Source organism: Flavobacterium riviphilum (assembly GCF_055231795.1).
The window spans coordinates 44,278-68,299 of sequence record NZ_JBUYSY010000002.1 but is presented as its reverse complement, the minus strand read 5'-3'; the positions used below and the strand labels follow the sequence as shown (position 1 = coordinate 68,299).

The 24,022-nt window shown below is 34.4% G+C and carries 27 protein-coding genes; 20 read left to right on the top strand and 7 right to left on the bottom strand.

Annotated features, from left to right (window positions below; all coding sequences use genetic code 11):
- Nucleotides 1-180 precede the first annotated feature (180 nt).
- From ACZIX2_RS03010 to ACZIX2_RS03000, 3 genes are all read left to right on the top strand, one after another.
- Nucleotides 181-819, top strand: a complete 639-nt coding sequence (locus ACZIX2_RS03010; RefSeq protein ID WP_463338600.1) for a peroxiredoxin — start codon at nucleotides 181-183, stop codon at nucleotides 817-819.
- A gap of 103 nt (nucleotides 820-922) precedes the next feature.
- The gene (locus ACZIX2_RS03005; protein WP_463338599.1) at nucleotides 923-1,231 is read left to right on the top strand and encodes a thioredoxin family protein; all 309 of its coding nucleotides are present in this window, start codon (nucleotides 923-925) and stop codon (nucleotides 1,229-1,231) included.
- 54 nt (nucleotides 1,232-1,285) lie between these two features.
- On the top strand, nucleotides 1,286-1,543 hold the full coding sequence (locus tag ACZIX2_RS03000; RefSeq protein ID WP_159683555.1) for a DUF6952 family protein: 258 nt from the start codon (nucleotides 1,286-1,288) through the stop codon (nucleotides 1,541-1,543).
- Between the two features lie 80 nt (nucleotides 1,544-1,623).
- Here ACZIX2_RS03000 and ACZIX2_RS02995 read toward each other — a convergent pair whose 3' ends face one another.
- Nucleotides 1,624-2,181: a DUF4494 domain-containing protein gene (locus ACZIX2_RS02995; RefSeq protein WP_463338598.1), complete on the bottom strand. Its 558-nt coding sequence runs from the start codon at nucleotides 2,179-2,181 to the stop codon at nucleotides 1,624-1,626.
- Nucleotides 2,182-2,413: 232 nt separating this feature from the next.
- Between ACZIX2_RS02995 and ACZIX2_RS02990 the strand changes: the two genes are divergently transcribed.
- Together ACZIX2_RS02990 and ACZIX2_RS02985 are read left to right on the top strand one after the other, a co-directional pair.
- Nucleotides 2,414-2,848, top strand: a complete 435-nt coding sequence (locus tag ACZIX2_RS02990; RefSeq protein WP_463338597.1) for an acyl-CoA thioesterase — start codon at nucleotides 2,414-2,416, stop codon at nucleotides 2,846-2,848.
- 9 nt (nucleotides 2,849-2,857) lie between these two features.
- Nucleotides 2,858-3,247 carry a DUF1398 domain-containing protein gene (locus tag ACZIX2_RS02985; protein WP_463338596.1) on the top strand — a complete coding sequence of 130 codons (390 nt, stop codon included), beginning with the start codon at nucleotides 2,858-2,860 and terminating at the stop codon, nucleotides 3,245-3,247.
- Nucleotides 3,248-3,300: 53 nt separating this feature from the next.
- Here ACZIX2_RS02985 and ACZIX2_RS02980 read toward each other — a convergent pair whose 3' ends face one another.
- Together ACZIX2_RS02980 and ACZIX2_RS02975 are read right to left on the bottom strand one after the other, a co-directional pair.
- Nucleotides 3,301-4,338, bottom strand: a complete 1,038-nt coding sequence (locus tag ACZIX2_RS02980) for an RluA family pseudouridine synthase (RefSeq protein WP_463338595.1) — start codon at nucleotides 4,336-4,338, stop codon at nucleotides 3,301-3,303.
- A complete protein-coding gene (locus ACZIX2_RS02975) occupies nucleotides 4,328-4,957 on the bottom strand; it encodes a PASTA domain-containing protein (protein WP_463338594.1) in 630 nt (209 codons plus the stop codon). Before ACZIX2_RS02975 ends, ACZIX2_RS02980 begins: the two co-directional genes overlap by 11 nt.
- A 128-nt stretch (nucleotides 4,958-5,085) precedes the next feature.
- Between ACZIX2_RS02975 and ACZIX2_RS02970 the strand changes: the two genes are divergently transcribed.
- From ACZIX2_RS02970 to ACZIX2_RS02960, 3 genes are all read left to right on the top strand, one after another.
- The gene (locus tag ACZIX2_RS02970) at nucleotides 5,086-6,057 is read left to right on the top strand and encodes a D-alanine--D-alanine ligase (RefSeq protein WP_463338593.1); all 972 of its coding nucleotides are present in this window, start codon (nucleotides 5,086-5,088) and stop codon (nucleotides 6,055-6,057) included.
- A 68-nt stretch (nucleotides 6,058-6,125) separates the two neighbouring features.
- Nucleotides 6,126-6,590, top strand: coding sequence for a pantetheine-phosphate adenylyltransferase (coaD, locus tag ACZIX2_RS02965; RefSeq protein ID WP_463338592.1), 465 nt, complete (start codon nucleotides 6,126-6,128; stop codon nucleotides 6,588-6,590).
- Between the two features lie 70 nt (nucleotides 6,591-6,660).
- The gene (locus tag ACZIX2_RS02960) at nucleotides 6,661-7,239 is read left to right on the top strand and encodes a PhnA domain-containing protein (RefSeq protein ID WP_463338591.1); all 579 of its coding nucleotides are present in this window, start codon (nucleotides 6,661-6,663) and stop codon (nucleotides 7,237-7,239) included.
- Nucleotides 7,240-7,361: 122 nt separating this feature from the next.
- Here the strand turns inward: ACZIX2_RS02960 and ACZIX2_RS02955 are convergent, their stop codons facing one another.
- Nucleotides 7,362-8,708: a DEAD/DEAH box helicase gene (locus ACZIX2_RS02955; protein ID WP_463338590.1), complete on the bottom strand. Its 1,347-nt coding sequence runs from the start codon at nucleotides 8,706-8,708 to the stop codon at nucleotides 7,362-7,364.
- A 112-nt stretch (nucleotides 8,709-8,820) separates the two neighbouring features.
- Here ACZIX2_RS02955 and ACZIX2_RS02950 point away from each other — a divergent pair, with 112 nt between their 5' ends.
- On the top strand, nucleotides 8,821-10,548 hold the full coding sequence (locus tag ACZIX2_RS02950; RefSeq protein WP_463338589.1) for a M14 family metallopeptidase: 1,728 nt from the start codon (nucleotides 8,821-8,823) through the stop codon (nucleotides 10,546-10,548).
- 17 nt (nucleotides 10,549-10,565) lie between these two features.
- Here ACZIX2_RS02950 and ACZIX2_RS02945 read toward each other — a convergent pair whose 3' ends face one another.
- Nucleotides 10,566-11,165 carry an NUDIX hydrolase gene (locus ACZIX2_RS02945; RefSeq protein WP_463338588.1) on the bottom strand — a complete coding sequence of 200 codons (600 nt, stop codon included), beginning with the start codon at nucleotides 11,163-11,165 and terminating at the stop codon, nucleotides 10,566-10,568.
- A 7-nt stretch (nucleotides 11,166-11,172) separates the two neighbouring features.
- Here ACZIX2_RS02945 and pyrE point away from each other — a divergent pair, with 7 nt between their 5' ends.
- On the top strand, nucleotides 11,173-11,820 hold the full coding sequence (gene pyrE, locus ACZIX2_RS02940; protein ID WP_463338587.1) for an orotate phosphoribosyltransferase: 648 nt from the start codon (nucleotides 11,173-11,175) through the stop codon (nucleotides 11,818-11,820).
- Nucleotides 11,821-11,834: 14 nt separating this feature from the next.
- Nucleotides 11,835-12,227 carry an SRPBCC family protein gene (locus ACZIX2_RS02935; RefSeq protein WP_463338586.1) on the top strand — a complete coding sequence of 131 codons (393 nt, stop codon included), beginning with the start codon at nucleotides 11,835-11,837 and terminating at the stop codon, nucleotides 12,225-12,227.
- Nucleotides 12,228-12,266: 39 nt separating this feature from the next.
- On the opposite strand, the gene ACZIX2_RS02930 is transcribed toward ACZIX2_RS02935, so the two are convergent.
- Nucleotides 12,267-12,995: a biotin--[acetyl-CoA-carboxylase] ligase gene (locus tag ACZIX2_RS02930; RefSeq protein WP_463338585.1), complete on the bottom strand. Its 729-nt coding sequence runs from the start codon at nucleotides 12,993-12,995 to the stop codon at nucleotides 12,267-12,269.
- A gap of 95 nt (nucleotides 12,996-13,090) precedes the next feature.
- Here ACZIX2_RS02930 and rsfS point away from each other — a divergent pair, with 95 nt between their 5' ends.
- From rsfS to ACZIX2_RS02895, 7 genes are all read left to right on the top strand, one after another.
- Nucleotides 13,091-13,462 (top strand): ribosome silencing factor, encoded by a 372-nt coding sequence (gene rsfS, locus ACZIX2_RS02925; protein ID WP_463338584.1) that lies wholly within the window; start codon nucleotides 13,091-13,093, stop codon nucleotides 13,460-13,462.
- A gap of 18 nt (nucleotides 13,463-13,480) precedes the next feature.
- Entirely contained in the window at nucleotides 13,481-15,403 is a 1,923-nt protein-coding gene (gene ftsH / locus ACZIX2_RS02920; protein ID WP_463338583.1) for an ATP-dependent zinc metalloprotease FtsH, read from the top strand.
- Nucleotides 15,404-15,520: 117 nt separating this feature from the next.
- Nucleotides 15,521-16,117 carry an LUD domain-containing protein gene (locus tag ACZIX2_RS02915; protein WP_463338582.1) on the top strand — a complete coding sequence of 199 codons (597 nt, stop codon included), beginning with the start codon at nucleotides 15,521-15,523 and terminating at the stop codon, nucleotides 16,115-16,117.
- 2 nt (nucleotides 16,118-16,119) lie between these two features.
- Nucleotides 16,120-17,010, top strand: coding sequence for a phosphatidate cytidylyltransferase (locus ACZIX2_RS02910; RefSeq protein WP_463338581.1), 891 nt, complete (start codon nucleotides 16,120-16,122; stop codon nucleotides 17,008-17,010).
- The gene (locus tag ACZIX2_RS02905) at nucleotides 17,000-17,653 is read left to right on the top strand and encodes a phosphatidylserine decarboxylase family protein (RefSeq protein WP_463338580.1); all 654 of its coding nucleotides are present in this window, start codon (nucleotides 17,000-17,002) and stop codon (nucleotides 17,651-17,653) included. The genes ACZIX2_RS02910 and ACZIX2_RS02905 overlap by 11 nt, the downstream gene beginning before the upstream one ends.
- A gap of 6 nt (nucleotides 17,654-17,659) precedes the next feature.
- A complete protein-coding gene (locus ACZIX2_RS02900; protein WP_463338579.1) occupies nucleotides 17,660-17,929 on the top strand; it encodes an acyl-CoA-binding protein in 270 nt (89 codons plus the stop codon).
- Nucleotides 17,930-17,932: 3 nt separating this feature from the next.
- Entirely contained in the window at nucleotides 17,933-18,715 is a 783-nt protein-coding gene (locus ACZIX2_RS02895) for a superoxide dismutase (protein ID WP_463338578.1), read from the top strand.
- 175 nt (nucleotides 18,716-18,890) lie between these two features.
- Here the strand turns inward: ACZIX2_RS02895 and ACZIX2_RS02890 are convergent, their stop codons facing one another.
- A complete protein-coding gene (locus tag ACZIX2_RS02890) occupies nucleotides 18,891-20,762 on the bottom strand; it encodes an alpha-amylase family glycosyl hydrolase (protein ID WP_463338577.1) in 1,872 nt (623 codons plus the stop codon).
- 283 nt (nucleotides 20,763-21,045) lie between these two features.
- Between ACZIX2_RS02890 and ACZIX2_RS02885 the strand changes: the two genes are divergently transcribed.
- The gene (locus tag ACZIX2_RS02885) at nucleotides 21,046-22,692 is read left to right on the top strand and encodes an OstA-like protein (protein WP_463338576.1); all 1,647 of its coding nucleotides are present in this window, start codon (nucleotides 21,046-21,048) and stop codon (nucleotides 22,690-22,692) included.
- A 26-nt stretch (nucleotides 22,693-22,718) separates the two neighbouring features.
- Nucleotides 22,719-23,912 carry an aspartate aminotransferase family protein gene (locus tag ACZIX2_RS02880; RefSeq protein WP_463338575.1) on the top strand — a complete coding sequence of 398 codons (1,194 nt, stop codon included), beginning with the start codon at nucleotides 22,719-22,721 and terminating at the stop codon, nucleotides 23,910-23,912.
- Nucleotides 23,913-24,022: the final 110 nt, after the last annotated feature.

Genomic DNA, 24,022 nt, shown 5'->3' with positions numbered 1-24,022 from the left:
TATTTGATTTTCAGTAGTTTTAAAAATAATACAACGTTTTCGTTAAAATCAACAATTTAAATAAACAATAATCAAAGTTTATGACCAAATAATGAATTATAATTAAAATCTTTAGTGATCCCCAAACACTGTGCTTATCTTTGCAAAAGAAAAAATAACAAAATCTTAAATAATAATTCTATGTCATTAGTAGGTAAAAAATTTCCAAGTATTGCGGTTGATGCTATCTCTGAAATGGGAGATAATTTGAAAATCAACATTTTTGAAGAAGCAGTAAACAACAACAAAAAAGTATTGTTGTTCTGGTACCCAAAAGATTTCACTTTTGTATGTCCAACAGAATTACACGCTTTTCAAGCCGCTTTACCAGAATTTGAAAAAAGAAATACAATCGTAATTGGTGCTTCTTGCGATACTAACGAAGTACACTTTGCTTGGTTGAACACACCAAAAAACAATGGTGGTATCGAGGGAGTAACGTATCCAATCTTGGCTGATACTAACAGAAACTTGGCTAACATTCTTGGTATTTTAGATATCGAATCTACTAGCTACAGCGAAGAAACTGATTCAGTAATCATCGAAGGATCAAATGTACCTTACAGAGCTACTTATTTGATTGATGAAACAGGTAAAATTTTCCACGAAAGCGTAAACGATATGCCATTAGGTCGTAACGTAAACGAATATTTACGTTTGGTAGATGCTTACACGCACATTCAAGTAAAAGGTGAAGTTTGTCCTGCTAACTGGGAAGCTGGTAAAGAAGCAATGACTGCTGACAGAAAAAGTACTGCTGAATACTTAAGCTTAAACTAATAACAAGTTCCAGATTTTAAATTCCAAATTCCAATGTAATTCGTTTAGCACTATCAAAAATTGGAATTTGGGATTTTAAAAATTGAATTTTAAAATTTAAATTATGTTAATCGAATTAAACGAAGATACGCTAGGGACTTTGGTAGCCCAAAACGAAAAAGTAGTGGTTCAATATTCGGCTTCTTGGTGTGGTAATTGCAGAATTATGAAACCAAAATTCAAAAAAATGGCTACTGAAAACGAAAACATTACGTTTGTTTTGGTAGATGCCGAAAATTCACCCGAATCTAGAAAGTTAGCCAATGTGAGTAACCTACCCACTTTTGCTACGTTTGTTGGAGGAAAATTAGTTAACGAAACACAGACGAACAAAGCAGAAGTTTTAGCCGATTTAGTAAAAGAAATCGCTTAAGAAAACGAGTAACTCCCACTTACAATTATTTCCAATCTATATACATTTATTCCAATGAAATTACCTGTTATCAAACACCTGACTCAATTTATAGAAGAAAACGATCAAGATTACATCATTGAAACTATAGAAGTTTTAGAAGCGCTTACAGAAGTTCCTTCTTTGAAAGACGAAGAGTTGGATGTGATAGGCGAATTAATTTCGAATATGTATGGTGCTTTGGAAGTACATAAAATGGTGAAAACGGGCACTGATAAGAAAGAAGCTTTGAATACGTTTATGAAACGTGTCTTGGGATCAATCGATAAATAGGTTCTGTTTTATACAATATCAAAAAGCCTGCAAAAACGTTGTCTTTGCAGGCTTTTTGATTATATAAAATTAGGAAAAAATTATTCCATTTCTTCAAGTAGTTCCGCTTTTAAGGCTTCGGCTTCGTAGGTATCTGTATCGTACTTTGGTGCTGTAGATGCTTTAAGAGTATTAAAACGTTCTAGCGCCTCTACTTCATCTTCTTCCCCACTAAAATAAGGAAAAACATCCACAATAGGAGATTCAGAAATAGCTGGAATAGTATACTCGCCCATGGTATTTTTCATAGCAATTGTAGTATTATCATACGCCTCTTTTACATCATTGGCTTGGACTAAAAGATACATATTGGTCTTGCGCTCTTTACCACTTTCTTCATCAAAAGCCAACAAAGACACTTTACTTTTGAACCAACGATCAGCATTTTCAAAAGGATGAATCTCGGCATAGTTCCCCACTTTTATGTTGGTAATTTTGAACTCTTCACTAATGTAAGCTGCCATTTCTTCATTGATTCGTTTTTCAGCCTCTGTGTAGGATAAGGCATCTACCAAATAAGGTTCGGTGGTAATCTTTTGTCCACCAGTTTCATCGGTTTTTCTGTACTTTATTTTGCATTCGTACCAAATTGTGCTCATCTTGATTTTTTTTAGGGAGCCAAAGATACTTTTAAATGCAGAACAAACTAGACAATTTTAAAATAGATATTCACAATTTTACCTCTAAAACCCCTCAATCAAATTCTAAAGATTTATTACAAAAATCCAATTTCAATATTGTTTTATAAAACACTTTATTTGATTATTCTCCTACTCGAATAAAACAAAACTTTATTTGTAAATTTGTCATCCAATTTTAATTTCAATCAAAATGCCAACTATTACAAAAACACTATCTTTTAGATGGTCAGATTTGGATCCTAATTTTCATATGCGTCACAGTGTGTATTACGATTTTGGGGCACAACATCGTGTTGAAATTTTAGAAGAACTAGGACTATCTCTTAAGGTATTGAAAAAAGCCCATATTGGACCGGTCTTATTCCGAGAAGAATGTGTTTTTAAAAGAGAAATCCATTTTTCAGATACAATTGTCATGCATACCAAAATTGCTAGGATGAAACCTGATGCTTCACGTTACACCATTGTACACGAATTTTACCGAGAGGATATATTATGCGCTGTAATTACTGTTGAAGGCGCCTGGATGGATACTAAACTGCGTAAACTAGCTGAACCTATGCCTGATATTGTGGTTAACGCTCTAAATTCCTTTCCAAAAACAACTGATTTTAGTTCACTTTAACATCAAAATATGTTCACGATACAACAAATTAAAGCAGCACATGCCAAAGTGAAATCTGGTGCTGATTTTCCAAATTATATTCAAGAATTAATTGCATTAGGCGTACAAGGCTATGATACTTTTGTATCGGACGGGCATGTAGAATATTTTGGCGTAGACAATTTTAGAGCAAGTGCTACAGAAACCTACACTCCAATTGAAATCAACCCTTTTGTCAACAAAGAATTGTTTATTGAATTCTTATGGAGACATCAAGAAGGGCAAAGCGATTACTTAACTTTTTGCAAACAAGCGAGTCAATGCGGAATTGCACGTTGGGCCGTAAACCTTATTGAGAAAACCTGTACCTATTTCGACTCCAATCAAAATAGTATACTCATTGAGAAAATTCCAATTTAATTAACACTCTTATACAAAAAAGGACTTGTCATATTCTATGCAAGTCCTTTTTTTTATTCTTCTTCGGTAACATGGGTTTTACAATAATTGCGCCATCTTTCGATACAATCCTGGAAATCAGCGGGGATTTCAGTATCAAAACGCATCATTTCACCAGTTGTTGGATGTACAAAACCTAAGGTTTTAGCATGCAAAGCTTGTCTCGGCAGAGCTTTAAAACAATTTTCGATAAATTGCTTGTATTTTGTAAACGTTGTACCTTTTAAAATCAAATGCCCTCCATAACGTTCATCATTAAACAACGGATGGCCAATGTGTTTCATGTGCGCTCTAATTTGATGAGTACGTCCGGTTTCAAGTTGGCAAGAGATCAAAGTAACATAGCCAAAACGCTCCAACACTTTATAATGAGTTATAGCTGGTTTTCCAATTTCGGGATCATCAAAAACAGCCATTTGCATACGATCTTTTAAATGTCTGGCTAAATTTCCTTCTATAGTTCCGCTATCAGCAACAACATTACCCCAAACCAATGCAACATATTCGCGTTCGGTTGTTTTGGCTTCAAATTGTTTGGCCAAATGAGTCATAGCGGCTTCGGTTTTTGCAACCACCAAAAGTCCCGAGGTGTCTTTATCTATTCGATGTACTAATCCCGGACGCTCACTACTGTTCATAGGTAAATTATCAAAATGATGAGCCAAAGCATTCACCATGGTACCTGTGTAGTTGCCATGACCAGGATGTACTACCATCCCAGGCTCCTTATTAATTAACAACAAAGCATCATCTTCATAAACGATATTCAACGGAATATCTTCTGGAAGAATATGATTTTCATAAGGAGGATGCGACAACATAACTGTTATCACATCAAAAGGTTTTACTTTGTAATTGGATTTGACAGGTATATCATTTACAAAGATATTTCCATCATTAGCCGCATTTTGAATTTTATTTCGCGTAGCATTTTGAATCAAATTCATCAAATACTTATCGATTCGTAAAAAAGCTTGTCCTTTGGGGACTTCAAATCGATAATGCTCAAACAACTCATCTTCTATTTCTAAAGGCTCTTCATTATTGTTCATCAGCAATCGTTTCTGTTTCTTCTACTGCAGGTACCTGCAAGGTATCATTAAGTTGATCTTCTTCATAACTCCCTTTTCCATCTCCTAAAACCAAGTCAATTTTAGATGATTTTAAAACGCGATCGCCCGCTTTCATATTTCTGCCTTTAAAACGCATTTCCAAAACCATATCTTTGGCCATATTTGGAATATAGGTAACAGTTCCAAGTTCTAGTCCTAATGCTTTTAAAGTGGGCACTGCTTCTCTATATGTTTTCTCAATTAAATTGGGCAATTTAATGGATGAGAATCCTGAAGCATTAATTTTTATATATACTTTTCTACCTACTTTTACTTTAGTTCCTGGCAAAGGATCTTGTTCTACCACACTAAATTTCGGGTAATCATCTCTATAATCTACACTATCCAATAGCACATAATCTAGATCCAAATCATCTAATTTTTCTTCTACTTGATCTTCGGTAAGCTTAGCTAAATTAGGAACGGCGATTTCATGCCCATGATCTGTGGTATAGGTTAACCAATGCATAAAAAAGTAGGCAATAGCAACAATAATACCCAAGGCAATAAATAGCTGTCCAAAAAACACACCACTGGTAAGATACTTACGTAAACTCATATTTTAAATTTTAAGAAGCACAAAGATAAAGGTATTTCGTTTCAAAAAAAATGATAATTTTGTTTTGAATCCGTTTGATCGATTCTGTTGATTAAACAAAAACCCAATTAACCGACTAAACTTTTAAAATGAAAAACATTGCCATTATCATGGGTGGATATTCTAGCGAATACAAAATCTCCTTAATCAGCGGAAACGTAGTGTATAAAACGCTAGACAAAACCAAATACAACCCATACCGCATCCATATTTTTAAAGAAAAATGGGTGTACGTAGATGAAAATGATACTGAATTTCCAATCGATAAAAACGACTTTTCTGTAACGGTCAATGGAACAAAAATTCAATTCGACTGTGTTTTCAATGCCATTCATGGTTCTCCTGGAGAAGATGGACTTATGCAAGCTTATTTTGAATTGTTGCAAATTCCTCAAACTGCATGCGATTATTACCAAGCTGCCTTAACTTTTAACAAGAGAGATTTACTCTCTACTTTAAAACCTTATGGCATTAAAACGGCTGCTTCGTATTACCTTAACAAAGGCGACTTGATTAACACAAAAGAAATTGTTGCCAAAGTAGGATTGCCTTGTTTTGTAAAACCCAACAAAGCAGGTTCTAGTTTTGGGATTTCGAAAGTCAAAACCGAAGCCGAATTGCCTATCGCTATCGAAATTGCGTATAAAGAAGACAACGAAATCATTATTGAAAGTTTCTTAGATGGTACCGAAGTGTCTGTTGGTGTAATCAATTACCAAGGAAAAATTACTGTTTTACCTATCACTGAAATTGTTTCTGAAAATGATTTCTTTGATTATGAAGCTAAATACGAAGGCAAATCGCAAGAAATCACCCCTGCTCGTCTTTCCGAAGAAATGACGCTAAAAGTTGGCGAAATTGCCAAACGTGCCTATCAAGTATTGAAAATGAAAGGATTTTCACGTAGCGAATTCATAATAGTTGATGACGAACCACACATGCTAGAAATGAACACAATTCCGGGTTTAACCACCGAGAGTTTACTTCCACAACAAGCCAATGCTGCTGGAATTTCTTTAGAAGATTTATTCTCTAACGCTATAGAGCTGGCACTAAATTAAGCAGCTAAGCCACCAAGATACAGAGCAACAGATTACTTAGTTGCTTAGCATCTTTAAACTTAAAACAAATGAAAAAAGCCATATTTCCTGGATCCTTCGACCCTATCACTTTAGGACATGAAGATATTATCAAAAGAGGCATCTCACTCTTTGATGAAATTGTAATTGCTATTGGGGTCAATGCTGAAAAAAAATACATGTTTTCTCTCGATGAAAGAAAACGTTTCATCGAAGAGACTTTTATAAATGAACCCAAGATTTCTGTAATCACCTACGAAGGCTTAACCATTGATTTGTGCCAAAAACTCAACGCTAGTTTTATCCTTAGAGGTTTACGAAATCCTGCGGATTTTGAGTTCGAAAAAGCCATTGCACATACCAATCGACGACTTTCCAAAATCGAAACCGTGTTTTTATTAACTGCAGCTCGCACCTCTTATATTAGTTCGAGTATTGTGCGTGATGTCATTCGAAACCACGGAGAATATGAAATGCTAGTCCCAGATGCCGTAAGAGTAAAACTTCATAAATAAATTATAACAAGCCTCAAAAAAAACTATCGTTACTTGCAAAATTGTACTTTTGTAACTTTAAACCAGAAAAATGAGTCTAGATAGAGAATTAAACAAACGTAGCGGGGGCAAATGCGAACTTTGTGGCGCCGAAGAAAATTTAAAAACATATACCGTTTTACCTACCCAAAAAGGAGGTCTAGACGAGAACATCTTGGCATGTACTACTTGTATTGATCAAATTGAAAATCCAGGAAATGAAGATTTGAACCACTGGAGATGCTTAAACGATTGTATGTGGAGTGAGCACATCCCAGTGCAAGTAGTGGCTTGGAGAATGCTCAGCAGAATGAGAGCGGCTGGTTGGCCAAAAGATTTATTGGACATGATGTATCTTGACGAAGACACCTTAGCATGGGCTCAAGCTACAGGTGAAGGCGAAGATGATGAAAATAAAATCATCCATAGAGACAGTAATGGCGTTATTTTGGAACACGGAGACTCTGTTGTATTGATAAAAGATTTGAAAGTAAAAGGCTCAAGTATGGTAGCCAAACAAGGCACCGCCGTTAGAAACATTCGCTTAGATCATGAAAATGCTGAGTACATTGAAGGTAAAGTAGATGGACAACAAATCGTAATCATTACGCAATATGTAAAGAAAATTTAATCGTCAGTGGTCTTACTATAGCGTGATCAGTGATTGACACAAATAAAAAAATCGTTAACCTAAATGTGTTAACGATTTTTTTTATACCATTTAAATGATCTCCAAAATCTGGATACAAAGCACTACTCCTCCACTTTTTTGATTACTTTTCTAGCTACTTCAATTTTGAATTTCTTTCCTTTCATTTTTTCATCTTTCACTAAGCGAAGTAAATCCTTCACTTTGTTGTATTTTACAGCCGCAAAAGAGATAAAATCTTTCACTTCAATTAATCCCAAATCACCTTTTTCTAACTTCCCTTTTTGAGAAAAGAACCCAACAATATCAATCTTATTGAGTTTATTTTTTTTACCCCCACTAATGTAAATAGTTTGAAATTGGGGCGGTTTTGGCAATGTACTATTTGAACTTAACTCTAAAACAGGCATAGAATAATCCATATAATCTAGTTTTTTTTCGCTTTCATTTACTATGACATAAGCGGTTCCTGAAGCCAACATACGCGCAGTTCTACCGTTTCTATGCGTAAATTCTTCCTCCTTCAAAGGCAAATGATAATGAATTACATGTTTCATTTCCGGAATATCCAATCCGCGAGCAGCCAAATCGGTAGTGATTAAGTAACTCATACTTCCGTTTCTAAACTGAATCAGAGCACGTTCTCGTTCTTCCTGATCCATACCACCATGATAATAAGTCGAATAAATCCCTTTTTCATTCAGGGTATCACTAATACGCTCAGCAGCATCTCGATGGTTACAAAAAACAATTGCGGCTTCAGATTTCAAAGAACAAATCAATTGAAACAAAGTCATCAATTTATCTTTATCCTTAGAAATAACCATTTGTAACGAAAGATTATTCTCCTCTTGGGCTTCTGGAATAAAATCCAAAACCAAAGGATTGACCACTCGAGTATATTTAGGAATCTCAATGCCAGAAGTAGCCGAAACCAACACACGCTTATTAAGTTTTGACAATTTACCTATCACAAAAGACATCTGTTCATGAAACCCGAGTTGCAAGGACTTATCAAATTCATCCAAAACGAGCGTCTGAATTTTGTCCAAACGAAAAGTTCCTCTATCAATATGATCAGCAATTCTTCCTGGCGTTCCAATTAAAACAGCTGGTGGATTACTTAAATTTTTAATCTCGGTGTCAATAGAATGCCCTCCATAGCACACATTTACTTTGTAACCTGTGCTCATTTTTTTCCAAACTTGTTCAATTTGCAAACCCAATTCACGTGAGGGAACTAAGATTAAACATTGTACCGAAAGAATTTCAGGTTGCAACAGCTCAAAAATAGGCAATAAAAAAGCCAATGTTTTTCCTGATCCCGTAGGCGAAAGTAACAAGACATTGTTTTCATTAATTATCGCATCATGCGACACTTCTTGCATTTCGTTAAGGTTTGAAATCCCAAAGCTATCAAGAATCGGTTTAAAATTGTGCGGTATATTCATGTTGCAAAAGTAATTAAAATAGTTGGCTGTGCCTATTTTCAGCAGTTGGCAAAGCAATAATCGAAATAAAATAGAAATAAGTATATTTGATTTTTCCTCAAAACACAAAAACATGAAGTTTATTACCAGCCTACTTTTACTACTTTCATTTTCTATTTTGGCCCAAAAAAACAGCAAATACGATACTTTTTTCGAAAAAGGAAATGGAAACCAATCGGCTACTTACGAAGAAACCATTCGATATTACCAACTTTTAGCCAATGATTTCGCAACTATCAAAATCATAGAAATGGGTTTAACCGATAGCGGCAAACCTTTACACATTGTCATTTTCAATCCTGAAAAAGAGTTTGATTTTAAAAAAATAAATACCAATAAAGCGGTTGTATTACTCAATAATGGCATTCACGCAGGAGAACCAGACGGTATTGATGCCAGCATGCAATTGTATCGTGACTTGGCCTTAGGTAAAATAAAAGCACCCAAAAACACTGTTTTGGTATGTATTCCTATTTACAATATTGGCGGAGCCTTGAACCGAAATTCAAGTTCGCGTGCTAATCAAAACGGTCCCGAAGAATATGGTTTTAGAGGCAATGCCAGAAACTATGATTTGAATCGCGATTTCATAAAATCAGACACCAAAAACACTAAAAGTTTTATTGAAGTTTTCCGTTTGACAAATCCTGATGTTTTTATTGACAATCACGTGAGCAATGGCGCCGATTATCAATATAAATTGACCTACATCATGACCCAACACAACAAACTAGGAACTGTCTTGGGAAATTTTCTAAACGAAGAAATGATGCCAAATATCGTAGATGATTTACTTAAAAAGAAAATAGAAAGCACTCCCTATGTCAATACTTTTTCCGACACACCCGATAAAGGATTTAGTCAGTTTTTTGAAAGTCCACGTTATGCAACTGGGTATACATCATTATTCAACACTTTAGGTTTTGTTGTTGAAACACATATGTTAAAAAATTATGCCGATAGAGTAAAAGTAACTTATGAATACATGCGTTCAGCCATCGATTATACGGATGCTAATTATCAAAAAATCAAAAGGCTTCGCGTTGAGAATGAAGCACAATACGCACCCAACAAAAAATATGCTATCAAATGGGAATTGGATACCACAAAAAAAACCACTATCCCGTTTTTAGGCTTTGAAGCAAGTTACAAAAAAAGCGATGCAACCACCGGCAATCGTTTATTTTATGATCGAACAAAACCATACAAAAAAGATGTTCCTTTCATCAAAGAATTCAAAGCCGTCAGAGAAATTGAAATTCCAAAGTATTATGTTATTCCACAAGGCTTCTGGCCAGTTGTTGATTTATTAAAACACAACGGAATCAACATGAAAGCTATAGCAAACGACACTCTAATTACTGTAGAACGCTATCGCATTGCCGATTTTAAAACCACAGCTAATGCTTACGAAGGGCATTATTTACACAGAAATACCACGGTAAAAGCTACGACTGAAAAAGTTGCCTTCAGAAAAGGAGATTTTTTAATCTCTACCCAGCAAAAAGGGGTAAAATACCTATTAGAAACCCTTGAACCCGAGGGCGTCGATTCCTTTTTCAATTGGAATTTCTTTGATACGCTATTACAACAAAAAGAAGGCTATTCTGAATATGTTTTTGAAGATACTGCGGCTCAACTACTAAAAGAAAACGCGACACTTAAATCCGAATTTGAAGCTTTGAAAACAAAAGATGCTGCTTTCAATAAAAATCCTGAAGCACAATTAGATTGGATATATAATCATTCGCCATATTATGAAAAAGCACACCTTAATTACCCTATTTATAGGATTTTATAACAACAAAAAAGCTCCTTCTATAGGAGCTTTTCTTCTTCAAACAATAATTTAATGTTTTCATACGAGTTCGTCAAGGCTTCTTTGATTTGTTCGGGATTTAACCAAGCTACTTTTTCAATTCCTTCCTCTAGTTGTCCTTGAGGAATGCCCTCAAACTTTGACTGCATTTCAAACCAATGAGTAACCTTTAATTTATATTTCCCATTCCTTTTAAAGACATGGTACGTTTTCTGCAATTTTTTAGAAATTGACAATTTATTTACTCCTGTCTCTTCTTGCACCTCTCGCATAGCGGTCACCTCAATATCTTCTCCTTTTTCGATACCACCTTTGGGTAAATCCCATTTTCCATTTCTAAAAATAAACAAAACCTCCCCTTTTTTATTGTAAACCAAGCCTCCCCCAGCTTTGCAAACCGGAATTTTAGATTTTAATGTTTTCATTATTTCACGCTCATCTGGATGATACAGATAAGCCTTTTGAATTTTATTCTGAAACATTTTAACAATAATTCTCTCTACATCAATACTTTCCAAGAGAAACAACTCAAAATCAGTTTCCTTTGAAAGCTGATTTGTCAAAAAAAGTGGTTTGTCGTTTACAAAAACTTTATACATTTGTATTATGATTTTTAATAAAGAAACTGCCGAAAAAACAGCCGAATTGCTTTTGCAAATAAATGCAATTAAATTGAATCCCGGAAATCCTTTTACATGGGCTTCTGGCTGGAAATCTCCTATTTATTGTGATAATCGCCTAATTCTTTCATTTCCAGTGATAAGAAATTATGTGAGAGATCAATTTTCTAAACACATTGAAAAACAATTTGGAAAACCCGATGTTATTGCAGGTGTTGCAACGGGGGCTATTGGTATTGGAATGCTTGTAGCTGAAAGCATGGGACTTCCTTTTGTATACGTAAGACCCGAGCCTAAAAAGCATGGTAGACAAAATCAAATTGAAGGTTTTTTACAAAAAGGACAAAATGTAGTAATAGTAGAAGACCTGATTAGTACAGGCGGAAGTAGTTTACAAGCCTATGAAGCTTTGAAAGAAGCAGGTGCCGTTGTAAAAGGTATGGCTGCCATTTTTACTTATGGATTTGATGTTGCCGAAGAAAACTTCAAAAAAGCGAATCTAGACTTGTACACCTTGAGTAATTACCAAAATCTACTCAACCTAGCCGTAGCTAAACAATACATCACCGAAAAAGAAGAAAGTACATTAAGAGAATGGAATGCCTCACCTTCTACTTGGGGGGTATCAAAATAATTTAAACCGATAAAATGAATTTAGAAAGCCCTAAAGTTAGTGTGTCAAAATCAGCACAAGAACTCTATGAATTATTATCAGACGTCAAAAATTTTGAAAAATTGATGCCTGATTCAATCGCAAAATTTGAAATAATTGGAGATGATGCTTTTATTTTTGGCTTAAAAGGAATGCCTGAAATCAAATTAAAGATGAAAGAAAAAATTGCTCCCAATAAAGTGATATTGGGCGCTGCAAGCGACAAACTTCCTTTTACTTTAGCAGCAAATATCAACGAAACATCTGCCACTTCTAGCGAAGTAAAATTAGATTTCGAAGGTGAATTCAACCCAATGATGGCCATGATGATTAAAGGCCCTATCAGCAAATTCATCGAAACCTTGGCAACAAACATGACAAAATTGTAATACACAAAAAAAGACACTTACTATAAAGTGTCTTTTTTTTTAGTATAACATTTGAACATCTTTTACATCATATTCAATCGTAGTGTCATCCTCTAAAAGCACTAGCAATTTACCAATTTGAGAGACACCAAGAATTATCCCCATAAAAGGCTTTTGGTTTTGAGTTACAAAAGGAGTTGGAATACCTCTTTTGAAAAGCAAATTTGTATAATCAGACCAAAACTCATTGGCATTTTCCTGCCAATGCACAATTTTTTCTTTAAATTTCTCTACTATATCAAACAATAGTAATTCTTTGTCATATTCGCACCCACATAATACAGCCATCGATGAGGCTCGAGGCAAATTCTCAAAATTTAGTTGATTGACGTTTAAACCTAACCCGACTACAGAATCTATTGTACTATTACTTTTAATACTGTTTTCAATCAATATTCCACCAATTTTCTTATTGTATGACATAATGTCGTTTGGCCATTTGATAGATAAATCAGGAACTTTATAGTTTTCTAAAACTTCTACAACAGCTAAAGAAAACACTACATTTAGGTGAAATAAAAAACGAATATCCGAAACAAACCCCTTCACCAACGCACTAGCTATAAGGTTTTTACCTTTTTCAGAAACCCATTTTTGACCCATTTGTCCTTTCCCTTTGGTTTGTTCTTCAGCAGTCACAACCGTGAAATTTGGGGTATTCGAATCATTAGAAATGGCTTTAAGAAAATCATTAGTTGAATCTATGGCATCGAGTTTGATTAACTTCATAAACTATTTTTTATACAACATAATTTAATATTATGTTAAGGTTCAAAAATAATCACAAAAAATGGTAACTTTACAAACTTATACAAAATTTATTCATGGCGAAAAAGACTATTAATAATGATGTGCTACTAGCAAACATCATAAAAGGAATTGAAGAAGTAAAAGGGAATGATATTGATATTCTTGACTTAAGAGACATTGATACCGCTGTTTGTGACTATTTTGTAATTTGCAATGGAACTTCGAATACGCAAGTGAATGCTATTGTAAATTCTATTCAAAAAACAGTTTCCAAAGAATTAAAAGACAAACCCTGGCATGTGGAAGGAACTGATAATGCCGAATGGGTATTGATGGATTATGTAAACATTGTTGTTCATGTATTTCAAAAACACATTCGAGAATACTATAATATCGAAAGCCTTTGGGGAGATGCCAAAATAACTACCATAGAAAACAAATACTAAAAAAACCAAACAAATAATATGGCTAAAGAAAACAATCCAAATTCTAATAACTTTAAAATAAGTCCCTGGTTAATTTACGCGGCGATATTAATCATTTTTCTTTTAATTAATTTTGCTACGGGTGGATCTAGCCTTCAAGAAGCTTCTCAATTAACCTCTTCAAAATTCAATGATTATTTGGAGAAAGGTCAAATTGAAAAAGTTATTGTTTACAACAAATCAGAAGCAGAAGTTTTTTTGAATGCAGCTGCCCTCAAAGAAAAGACTCATGAAAAAGTAGCCAAAGATGTTTTTGATCGTCCCAACAAAGGGCCACACTACACTCTAGAAATTGGAAATGATCAAATTTTTCAAACTAAATTAGAGAAAGCAGTTAAAGAAGGTAAATTAAAAGATTTCAACTTTCTTCAAAAAAACAATTGGTCTGATATTCTTATTAGTTTACTCCCAATTATCATTATAATAGGAGTATGGATTTTTATCATGCGTAAAATGTCTGGAGGCGCAGGAGGTGGCGGTCAAATATTCAACATTGGAAAATCTAAGGCAAAATTATTTGACGAAAAAACAGACATCAAAACCACATTTAAAGATGTGGCTGGTTTAGAAGGAGCAAAAGAAGAAATTCAAGAAATCGTTGAATTCTTGAAAAACCCTGAAAAATACACCAATTTAGGAGGTAAAATCCCAAAAGGAGCCTTACTAGTAGGCCCTCCAGGAACAGGTAAAACATTACTAGCAAAAGCTGTTGCCGGCGAAGCACAAGTGCCGTTTTTCTCCTTATCAGGATCTGATTTTGTGGAAATGTTTGTAGGTGTTGGAGCTTCTCGTGTTCGAGATTTATTTAAGCAAGCCAAAGAAAAAGCACCAGCCATTATCTTTATTGATGAGATCGATGCTGTTGGACGTGCTCGTGGAAAAAGCAACATGTCAGGTGGAAACGATGAACGTGAGAATACACTAAATCAGCTTTTAACCGAAATGGACGGGTTTGGATCCAACTCCAATGTAATTGTTTTAGCCGCAACCAACCGTGCAGATGTGTTAGACAAAGCATTAATGCGTGCAGGACGTTTTGACCGACAAATCTTTGTTGATTTACCAGATATTAGAGAACGTGCCGAAATTTTTGCCGTTCATTTGGCTCCAATTAAAAAAGAAGAAGGTCTTGACTTGGATTTCCTTGCCAAACAAACCCCAGGTTTCTCTGGAGCAGATATTGCAAATGTTTGTAATGAAGCCGCACTAATTGCAGCAAGAAACAACAAAACAGCAGTAGGCAGACAAGACTTTTTAGATGCAGTCGATCGTATCATTGGTGGTCTAGAAAAGAAAAACAAAATCATTACGCCAGAAGAAAAACGTGCCATTGCCATACACGAAGCCGGACACGCTACTGTAAGTTGGATGTTAGAACATGCTGCACCTCTAATAAAAGTTACCATTGTTCCGCGAGGACAAAGCTTAGGAGCTGCATGGTACTTACCAGAAGAAAGACAAATCGTTAGAACAGATCAAATGCTAGACGAAATGTGTGCCACTATGGGAGGTCGTGCTGCTGAAAAAGTAACATTTGACAAAATTTCAACAGGTGCTTTGAGCGATTTAGAAAAAGTAACCCGACAAGCTAGAGCAATGGTTACTATTTACGGTTTAAATGATAAAATTGGAAATGTAACGTATTATGATTCTTCTGGTCAAAGCGAGTATAGTTTTTCTAAACCCTACTCAGACGAAACCGCAAAAATTATTGATGCCGAAATATCCGAATTAATTGAAGGACAATACCAAAGAGCAATAAAAATCTTAGAAGAAAACAAGGAAAAGCTCAATCAATTGGCCGACATTCTAATTGAAAAAGAAGTAATTTTTAAAGACGATTTAGAAAATATTTTCGGTAAAAGACAATTTGATCACAATTCTGAAGAAGTTGTAGCCTAGTTTTTTTTTCAACTTAAGAACCTTTTAATAAAATCTTAATTCAAAATCTAATTTTGAATTAAGATTTTTTTATCTTTGACCGAATTCAACTGTAAAACAAAGTAGCGTCACCTTAATATGAATCTTTTCAAAAAACTTTTTGGTTCTAGTCAAGAAAATTCAGATGAAGATAACAATTCTAGTCGGCCTTTATTTGAACAAAACATTCCTGTAGATGAACAATTTATCTTTAATTTCAAACGAAATGGAGGTAAGTTCTTGTATTGTGAATCATTAAGTGAACTCAAAGAGCAATTTGAAAACATTTTAGAAGAAAATGATTGGTTTGAGAGTGAAGCTATTTGTTTCGAACCACACTTATTCCCCATGCTTAGTGAAAACAATATTATTTTTGAAAATACTCAAAAACCAAAGTTTTTATTAGCAAGTTGCGAAAATTTAATTTCTGACGAAGGTTCAATTTCCTTTTCTTCGAACCAAATCAAACAAAGAAAACCTGATGAACTTCCTGTAAACATGGTAATAATTGCCAAGACAAGTCAAATTATTCCAGGAAGAAGCGAAGTATTAAGTGCCATTAAAAAGAAATACCAAAAAGAATATCCAAGCAACATTACGACTATTAAATATTTTGAAAAAGCACAAGAAGAGGATTTCACACAATACGGAAGTGCTGCCAAAAATTTATATCTATTACTTCTTGAGGATTTATAATAATGAATGAAACGCTAAAACGATCCTTATCTGGAGCAGTTTATATTTTTTTATTAATTGCCTCAATCTTATATTCTACTGAAAGTTTTTTTATTCTCTTTGGAGTATTTTTATTAATAACAACATTTGAATTTTGTGGTTTAATTCAATTCAAAGCATTTTTCCCTATGCTCATGAGTTGTATTATTTACACTTCAATAACTTTATTGAGTCATTACAAAGCTCAAACTTTAGCGCAAATCAATCACATTTTAAATACTGATTTAGAATTCAATCTAAACATTCAAGTTTTAGATCTAATTTTATTAGCCATAACGTTAGTAATATCGTTAAAGTGTATCATTTTTTTATTTTATGATTCAGTCGATAAGATAAGTACTTCTTCGAAATATTTGTACTTATTAGGTTACATTACATTACCGTTTGTTTTCATCACAAAAATATCTTTTGGAATCAATGACTATAATCCCAAAATTATCATCGGGTTATTCATATTGATTTGGACCAATGACACTTTTGCCTATTTGGTTGGAAAATCGATAGGAAAACACAAATTGTTCGAAAAAATTTCTCCTAAAAAAACCATCGAAGGATTTCTTGGCGGTATCGCATTTGCTTGTTTTGCAGGGTTTTTAATTTCAAAACTCTATATTGAACCCAAACCAGAATTCAGCAAAACATCCATCTTAATTTGGGTAACAATTGCTTTAATCGTTGGGATTATTGGCACTATTGGCGATTTAATTGAATCAAAATTCAAAAGAATAGCTGGTGTAAAAGATAGCGGAAACATCATGCCGGGTCACGGAGGCATTCTAGATCGATTAGATAGTGCTATATTTGTAGCACCAATCATATTTTTATTTTACCAAATTTTAAATTATGTTTCATAAAGAAGGAACCCCGAGTATTTTAATAAGTACTACTATCACAGCTGTTGTTTTGTTGCTTTCAGATTATTTAATTGCAACCAATTGGATAAAAATGAGCATACAAATTGCTATGTTAGTCTTCTTATTAATTATTTTGCAGTTTTTTAGAAACCCAAAACGTACTGCAATTTTGAACGAAAATCACATTTTAGCCCCAGTTGACGGGAAAGTTGTGGTTATTGAAGAAGTATACGAAGGTGAATATTTTAAGGACAACCGTATTCAAGTTTCCATTTTTATGTCGCCAATAAATGTTCATGTCACTCGATATGGTTTAAGTGGGCTTGTAAAATTCAGCAAATATCATCCAGGAAAATTTCTAGTAGCTTGGCATCCAAAAGCAAGTGAGGAAAACGAACGTACGACTATAGTAATCGAAAACGAAACGTTTGGAGAAGTTTTATATCGCCAAATTGCTGGAGCTTTAGCAAAACGCATTGTAAATTATGCTCAAGAAGGCATGCAAGTAATTCAAGGAACCGATGCTGGATTTATTAAATTTGGTTCGAGAGTTGATTTATTTTTACCTTTGGGTACCCCTATTCAGGTTACTTTGAACCAAAAAGCAGTTGGAAACAAAACCATAATTGCAACCAAAGCCTAAAAATGAATGACCGAAGAGGAATTAGAAATACAATTTCAAGAAGCTTTTGATCGTGCTTCGAACATGTCACAACCTTTACCACAGGATGTGATGTTGCGGTTGTATGCTTATTACAAACAAGCTACTTTTGGCACTTCTAGTTATAACCCCAAAGCTAATTATGATCTAAGAGATGCTTTTAAAACCAATGCTTGGATGCAAATTAGCCATTTATCGCAAAAAGAAGCCAAAAAATGTTACATAAAAACAGTTAATGAAATTTTAAAAAACAGCTAATTTATGAAAACTCATTTTGTATTAGCTACTCCAATTTTATGCTCATTATTCTTGTTCAGTTGTCAAAAAAAGGAGTTAGTTGAAGTAGTTGAAGTCCCCTTACCTGCCAAAGAAGAAAAAATATCTATTGGTAATCCTGAAGATGTTAAAGCAGATGATGGTTCTTTTCAAATTGAACCTATCCCATACAAATATGATGCTTTGGCCCCTTCAATTTCTTCATTAGCAATGGAAATGCATTTTTCCAAACACTATTTATCTTATACCAATAACTTAAACAAAGCACTCAAAGACACACCATTAGAAAATTTAACTATTGAAGAAGTCATCAAGCAGCTTGACATCAACAATCCCGACTTACGAAATAATGCTGGAGCGTATTACAACCACAGCCTTTTCTGGAAAGAAATACAACCCAAAGGAGGTGGCGTACCAAAAGACACACTTTCAGGTAAGATCATTCAAGACTTTGGTTCTTTTGAAAACTTTACCACTCAATTTAAGAATACAGCTTCAAAATTTGTAGGATCGGGGTGGATATGGTTAGTAGTAGACCGAGAAGGCAAACTTCAAATTACGACAACGCAAAACCATGACAATCCACTCATGCCCAATGTTCCTGTTGTAGGGTATAGAGGAACTCCTATACTTAATTTAGATTTATGGGAACACGCTTATTATTTAGACTATCAATACAAAAGAAAAAACTACATTGATGCTTTTTTCGATATCATCAATTGGAACGTAGTCAACGAAAATTACAAAGCTACTTTTAAGAAAAAATAGCCTTATCTTCTATAAAAACAAATCGCCTAACCCAATCTGGATTAGGCGATTTGTTTTCTAGAGTATCCTGTTTATCCATTCTTACAATTAGATTCTATTTACTCTATAAAAAAACACCCCAAACAGCAAAAAGCCATTTGAGGTGTGCATTGTTGTAATCTCGGAAAACAAATAGCTATTGAAGCTTTAAAATATATGATTCTGATGGAGCAATGTTTATTTGTGCTCTACCTTCGCCATTTGTCACTTTCAATTCTGTTTTAAATTGACCATACAATTGATCTACAAGTGTATAGGTTCCGTCTTTTACATTCCATTTTTGAAGCAAATCAGCTGGGATGCGCATTTCATATGCACTAGAAACTTCGGAAGAAAAATTAGCTACAATCAATAACTTTTCAGTTTCCGACCAACGAGCAAAGGTGTACAAATCTTTATCATACCCTTGAACAATATTTCTATTAGCCCCTTGAATTTCTTGATAAGCTCCCATTAAGGCTGAACTTTTTAATGAAAAATTCAATATTCTTTTATAAAAATCTCGTAATTCTTTTTCACTCGAAGATAATTGACCACCATCGAATTTACCATTATTCATCCAACGCTGATGATGAGGCACTCCGATATAATCAAAAATAGATGTTCTAGAATGCGTTCCAAAACCCGCATCTTCTTTACCTGGTTCTCCAACCTCTTGCCCAAAATAAATCATGGTTGGCGAAGTGCTTAACGTAGTAGAAACAACCATTAATGGCTTACCTCTTTCTGGGGTTCTAGCAAACTCAGGACTTGCCAATCGTTGTTCGTCATGATTATCCAAAAAGTGTAACATATGGTGCTCAATATCCATCATGTTATACTGAATTCCTGAAAGTTCATCCGGCCAAGATCGCCCTTGAATAATATCTTTCAATTTATCGTATGTTTCTACTTTATCATACAAATAATCCATTTTTCCTAAATGAATATAATTTCTGTATTCTTTAGGATTGTATACTTCTGCCATTAGAAAGGAATTGGGTTTCGCCATTTTTATAGCCGAGTTCATATAACTCCAAAATTCATAAGGCACCATTTCCGCCATATCATAACGGAAGCCATCTACTCCCTTACCTATCCAATACAAAGCGATATCTTTAAACTTTTTCCACGAATTAGGCACTTCTTTATCAGCCCAAAATGCAAAATGCTCTTTGTAATCTTTTTTATCAAAACCAGCTGGTAGTTCAGGAAAATCTTTCCCTCCATCAGGACGAATACCATAATTTACTTTTACCGTTTCGTACCAATCATTCTTATCAGGTTTGGCCAAACGAGAACCATTTCCTGTCCATTTTGCCGGAAACTCATCAAATTTGCCATCAGACAAAGGATGATCTTCTCCATTCAGAGGTTTTGGCGCATCGGGAACCTGAAATGCAGTATTGGGAATGTAATAAAAATTATTATCTCGTTTGTATTCAACTGTTACATCGTCATCAGCTCCAAAATCTTTCACTCCTTTTGGATTGGTTTTTCCTTCGTATTTTCTAGCGATATGATTAGGTACAATATCAATAATTACAGCCATACCAGCTTTGTGAGTTCTAGCAATTAACGCTTCAAATTCTTGCAGTCTATTTGCCGGATTAACAGCTAAATCGGGATTCACATTGTAATAATCTTTTACCGCATAAGGTGAACCTGCTCTTCCTTTTACTACATCGGGGTCGTCATTAGAAATACCGTATGCTGTATAATCTCTAACTAAAGCATGATGAGGCACACCTGTATACCAAATATGGGTTACACCCAAATCTTTTATTTCGCTTAACGCCTTATCAGTAAAATCATTAAACTTACCTACCCCATTTTCTTCAATGGTGCCCCAAGGCTTGTTGGTAGTATTTGTATTTCCAAAAAGTCTAGTAAATACTTGGTATACTACTTTTTTGCTAGGACTAGTTACTTCTTTTTTCTCAGCATTCATTTTAATGTCTTTTGATTTACATCCGACAACAAATATAAGTGTACAAACACTTACAATTAGGGTTATTTTTTTTATCATAGTTAAAAATTTATCGAATCCAATAGTTAATAAAAATCAAGTATTGAAAGTGTATGAATTTGATAAATTTACAAAAAAAACCCTTTTTTATTATGTCATTAACAAGTCTTTATCATGAATCACCTACTCAAACAAACAACTACAACGTATGAGTTTGCAGAATTGTTAGTAATTTTTACTATTGACATACAAAATTGTTAACACTAATTTTAACAAATACAAATAAAGTAGAATAATCCTAATCTATGTAGGATTTTCATAAATTTGACAAAAATTTTTCCCATTGAAGAAACTAGTATTTATTATCCGTTTTTGTTTGATAATTAGCATTACTCCTCACCTCTTGGCACAGACTCCTAAAAAAATAGTAATTGAACAATCTGATTTTTTTACAGTCAATCAATTAGAAAACCCAGATGCTGCATTACTTAGTGGCAATGTTAGGATGAGTCATGATGGAGTAATAATGACTTGTAATAAAGCCTATTACTTTCAAAAAGAAAATTACATTAAAGCTTTTGGAAATGTTCAACTGGTACAAGGCGACACTCTTTTCTTAAACAGTAAATATGCGGAATACAGTGGAAACGTAAAAAAAGCGTTCGCCACAGGAGATGCTGTGATGAGTTCACCAGATGCAACTTTGGCCACCGACACCATCAACTTTGACAGAAATACCCAAGAAGTTTTTTACAACACTAATGGGACCATTATAAACAAAGAAAACACCCTCAAAAGCAAATCGGGACGTTACTTTGTAAAACAAAAGAAATTTCAATTTCTAACTGCAGTAACCATTACAAATCCAACATACACTATCAAATCCAACCATTTGGATTATTACAGCAATTCTGGACATTCCTACCTCCTAGGACCATCAACAATCACTAGCAAAACCAATTTTATATATACCGAAAAGGGTTTTTATGATACCAAAAGGAATCTTGCCCACTTATTGAATAAATCTTATATAAAATACGACGACCGGATTATAAAAGGTGATAGTATCTATTATGACAGAAATAAGGAGTTTGCTTCAGCCACACGAAATGTAAAAATAACCGATTCCATTAATCGAGGAATTGTAAAAGGACATTACGCAGAAATTTACAAGAAAAAAGATTCCATGTTTGTCACCAAAAGAGCGGTTGCAATCAATTTCGTGGAAAATGATTCAGTTTACATACACGGAAAAAAACTGATGTTGACTGGAAAAGAAGGCAACCGAATTATCAGAGCGTTTCATAATGTTCGCTTTTTCAAATCCGACATGAGTGGCAAATGCGATTCTATCCATTCGAGTACCAAAACAGCACTCACCCAACTTATTGGTAATCCTATACTATGGAGTGGTGAAAATCAAATAACGGGTGATGTTATGCACTTAATTGGCAACCCTCAAACCGAAAAACTTGATTCTTTAAAAGTGTTAAACAACACGTTTATTGTTTCAAAAGACACCGTAGGAACAGGTTTCAACCAAGTAAAAGGACAAAATTTGTTTGGAAAATTTAAACATGGAAAATTAAGTAATGTAGATATCATCAAAAACACCGAAGTCATTTACTACATGAGAAATGACAAAGACAATGAACTGATTGGAATCAACAAAAACAAGAGCAGTAAAATCAATATCCTGTTTGATGATAATAAAATAGAAACCATTACATTTTTTACAGATGTAGACGGAGATCTATTCCCTGACAAAGATTTACCTGAAAACGCTCGGAAATTTAGAGGTTTAAATTGGCGTGGCGACGAAAGAATCCAATCCAAAGATGATATTTTTCCTCCAGAAGAAAATGCAGATAACGAAAAAATAGCACAGCAAACAAAGCTTGCCAAAGACAAAGCAAAACTTCCAATTAAACCGAGAAAAGAAACTTTGCTTTACGACAAAAAAAAGCAAAAAGGAAATGCTAAAAAATAATTACTAAGCCACTTAGTACACCAATTATGAATTCAGATTTTATCAAATACCAAGCTCAAACATCACCACACCCTTTAGGTATGGAAGTTTCTCATGCTATCGGGTCATATATTTATGACACGAACAACAAAAAATACTTAGATTTTGTTGCCGGTGTATCTGCTTGTACATTGGGGCATCAAAACAAAAGAGTAAACGATGCCATTAAAAACCAATTGGATAAGTATTCGCATGTGATGGTGTATGGAGAGTATTCTCAAAGTCCATCGGTTGCTTTTTGTAAACTTTTGGCAACACATCTACCAGAGCCTTTAAAAAAAACCTATTTAGTAAATTCTGGAACCGAAGCCATCGAAGGGGCTTTAAAATTGGCCCGAAGAACAACTGGCAGAAGTCAACTAATTTCTTGCCACAATGCCTATCACGGAAACACCATGGGTTCTATGAGTGTGATGGGATTTGAAGAACGCAAAAGAGTTTTTCGACCATTGATTCCAGATGTTGATTTTATCACTTTTAACAACGAGAAAGATCTAGACAAAATCACTACCAAAACAGCAGGAATTATTCTAGAAACCATTCAAGGTGGAGCTGGTTTTATAGAACCAGAAAACAATTTTCTCCAAAAAGTAAGAAAACGCTGTACCGAGGTGGGTGCTATGATGATTGTTGATGAAATTCAACCCGGATTTGGGCGAACCGGTAAATTGTTTGGTTTTCAAAATTACGATGTAATACCAGACATTGTCGTTATGGGAAAAGGAATGGGCGGTGGTATGCCGGTTGGCGCATTTACAGCCTCGCCCGAAATGATGGACTTACTAACACATGATCCAAAACTAGGCCATATTACTACCTTTGGCGGACATCCTGTCATTGCGGCAGCGAGCCTCGCCACCTTGCAAGAAGTTACTGAGACTTCAATAATGAGTGATGTTTTAGAAAAAGAAAAACTATTTCGGCGTCTTTTGGTACATCCTTTGATAAAAGAAATTCGTGGAAAAGGATTAATGCTGGCAGCCATGACAGATCATGCTGATATTACTAATGAAGTAATTCTAACCTGCCAAGAACGTGGATTAATTTTGTTTTGGTTACTTTTTGAAGGTTGTGCCATAAGAATCACACCTCCTTTAACCATCTCTGAAGCAGAAATTAAAGAAGGTTGTGCGATAATATTACAAGTAATGGATGAAATTGTATCCAGAAAACAAGTTTGATTATAATCAATAGTATCACTTTTCAGTACAAACAATTCACTTGTTAATTATTTTGTTCACAACAAATCTGTAAAAGGTATAGACGGCAAATTCGATTTCCTAATTTTATT